Origin of the sequence: Tenuifilum sp. (genome assembly GCF_037481895.1) — a bacterium.
Classification (GTDB): domain Bacteria; phylum Bacteroidota; class Bacteroidia; order Bacteroidales; family Tenuifilaceae; genus Tenuifilum; species Tenuifilum osseticum.
In genome coordinates this window covers 1-2,362 of the sequence record NZ_JBBFKU010000078.1, presented here as the reverse complement: position 1 = coordinate 2,362, position 2,362 = coordinate 1, and the positions used below count along the sequence as shown (strand labels likewise).

The following is a 2,362-nucleotide window of genomic DNA, read 5'->3' as shown; positions in this document are numbered from 1 at the left end:
ATGTAAAACTATCCCTTAACGGGGATATTTCCAACTCCCATTTTTTATCTACAAAATTTTATTTTGGACGGATGTGAGTAAAAATATGAAAAACATAATTCTATCAATTTTAATATTGGCATACTGCAATGTATGTTCAACTCAAGAAAAGTTTAATGAATTTTTAAAAAGCTTTAAGCCGGTAGATTTACCCATAGAGAATATTTTGAACTTAGCAAGCTATGATAGCCTGAATGGAAAATTTACAAATGATATAATTATCCGCAACCAGGATAAAAAACCACAGTTTGTTGATAAAGAAGGTAAACTTAAAACCATTACGCAATATTATGGACTTTATCCAGAAGAACCATTTAAATATACAACTGATGAGAAGATAGACGGAAAATGGGTTGAAAACATTCACTATTTTAATAATAAGATTATTCCCATAGGTCGTATTGAACTAAACCCAAAGTATAATACCGTCATAATAAAAGTAGTTGACGTTGAAACAACCTTTTACGATTTATGGAATTTTTCAAAAGATGGCAAGGCATTATCTGTGGTGTGTTTGTTTTGGGGCTTAAGAGATGCGGGGCCACGTGATGAGAAGGTTACCTATACCATTGTGGACTCTAAAATCACAAAAGAAGGAAATATCATTTGGCATGAGAATGCTGATGGACTTGAGACCTTTAGAACTTATAAATTAAACGATGAAGGTTATTTTCAGGTAATAAAAGAAGAACAAAAGGGTGAAGCAGAGTTTTAGAGGAAAAGTATGAGGATTAACGCACAATTAGGCACCCGCTCGCGCGGATTTGCAATCCGTGCGGTTATTTCATAATGCAAAGTTCAGCAAAGGCCGCTCGCGCGGATTTGTAACCGACCGAAGGGAGTTCGCCCGCTCGCGCGGATTTGCAATCCGTGCGGTTATATTGCACCCCGCTCGCCCGGATTTGTAACCTACGGAAGGGAGTTCGGCAAAGCCAATCCGTGCGGTTATTTTAAAGGTATTTTCAATGAGGCACAGCTCGAATAAGTAGTAAAGAGTAAGAAGTATTTGTCACGGACAACAAGTCCGCGCCAGCATTGAGCAGCATAAACTCCCAGGCCGCCTACCTGTTTCTGGTACCCAAGGCCGATGGTGGCCTGCAGGGCTACATGCCCTTTAACCGTCAGTTTGGGTTTGTGGTGGCACCCACCGGTTCCGATGGCAATGTGGATGCCGCTGCGCTGGCCCGCACTGTTGCCCACGAGCTGGGCCATGGAATTTTTTCCCTCCGCCATACCTTTAGCGAGAAAAATTTTGTAACTTTACCCCAGGGCAAAACCGATAACCTCATGGACTACCCTTCAACAGGCTCAGGGCTGGCTACGGCAACCGATGCCACCAAGCTCGATAAGTACCAATGGGGCCTAATCCACAACCCTGAGAAAATATGGTTCGCATGGTTGCAGGAAGAAGAAGAGGCTGAGTTAAGCTTACCTTGTTTAGGCTGGTTCGATGATTGTGATGATGTTTTAAAAATATTAGAAAAATTAAGAGAAGCAAGGATAAATAATAAAAACCCCCCGCCCCCCGCTCGCGCGGATTTGCAATCCGTGCGGTTATATTGCCCCTGCGCTAGCAATAGCTGTAATTTTTTTCTTAAATTTGGGGAAACAGCAAGTGCATGTCGGACAGGTACAAAATTAAGGACAACGAGGCCGCCTACTTTGTAACGCTCACCACGGTGGGCTGGGTTGATGTATTCACAAGGCTCAACCAGAAGCTGGCGCTGGTGAACTCCATTAAATACTGCCAGCAGCACAAGGGGCTGGTTGTTTTTGCATGGTGTCTAATGCCCAGTCACCTGCATATGCTCTGCAAGGCGGAGCAACCGGGAGGCCTATCGGCTTTACTGCGCGATTTCAAAAAATTTACGTCCAAGCAGGTTGTTAGGCTAGCCATGGAGGAACCCGAGAGCCGAAGGGAATGGATGCTAAACCCCCAGCTCGCGCGGATTTGTAATCCGTGCGGTTATTTTAAAGGTATTTTCAATGAGGCACAGCTCGAATAAGTAATAAAGTGTAAGAAGTATTTGTCACGGACTACAAGTCCGCGCCAGCAATGAGTGGTATATGCCGCATGTGTCAAAAGACGCGCGCGAACGAGAGGAAACGGTTCACGGTTAACGATTCACGTTTAACGGACTAATATTCTTCTAACTTCCTCTAACTTCTTCTAACTTCATCATATTCCGTATATTCCATCTATTCCGACCCATTCCGTCTCATTCCGACCCAGCGCTAACGCTAGTTTGTTTGTTCTGTTTCAATCTTTTTTGTGTTACTTAGCATTGTTTAACGCGTATCATTCATATATTTGCAATCCTAA

Annotated in this window: 3 protein-coding genes; all 3 read left to right on the top strand. The window is 43.1% G+C overall.

What is annotated here, in order from left to right; all coding sequences use genetic code 11:
* Window positions 1-85 precede the first annotated feature (85 nt).
* The 3 genes from WHS63_RS13160 (at window position 86) to WHS63_RS13150 (ending at window position 2,045) form a co-directional block, all read left to right on the top strand.
* A complete protein-coding gene (locus WHS63_RS13160) occupies window positions 86-754 on the top strand; it encodes a hypothetical protein (protein ID WP_445205515.1) in 669 nt (222 codons plus the stop codon).
* A gap of 320 nt (window positions 755-1,074) precedes the next feature.
* Window positions 1,075-1,707 carry a hypothetical protein gene (locus WHS63_RS13155; protein WP_445205514.1) on the top strand — a complete coding sequence of 211 codons (633 nt, stop codon included), beginning with the start codon at window positions 1,075-1,077 and terminating at the stop codon, window positions 1,705-1,707.
* Complete coding sequence (locus tag WHS63_RS13150) at window positions 1,659-2,045, top strand: transposase (protein WP_445205513.1); 387 nt, start codon at window positions 1,659-1,661, stop codon at window positions 2,043-2,045. Before WHS63_RS13155 ends, WHS63_RS13150 begins: the two co-directional genes overlap by 49 nt.
* Window positions 2,046-2,362: the final 317 nt, after the last annotated feature.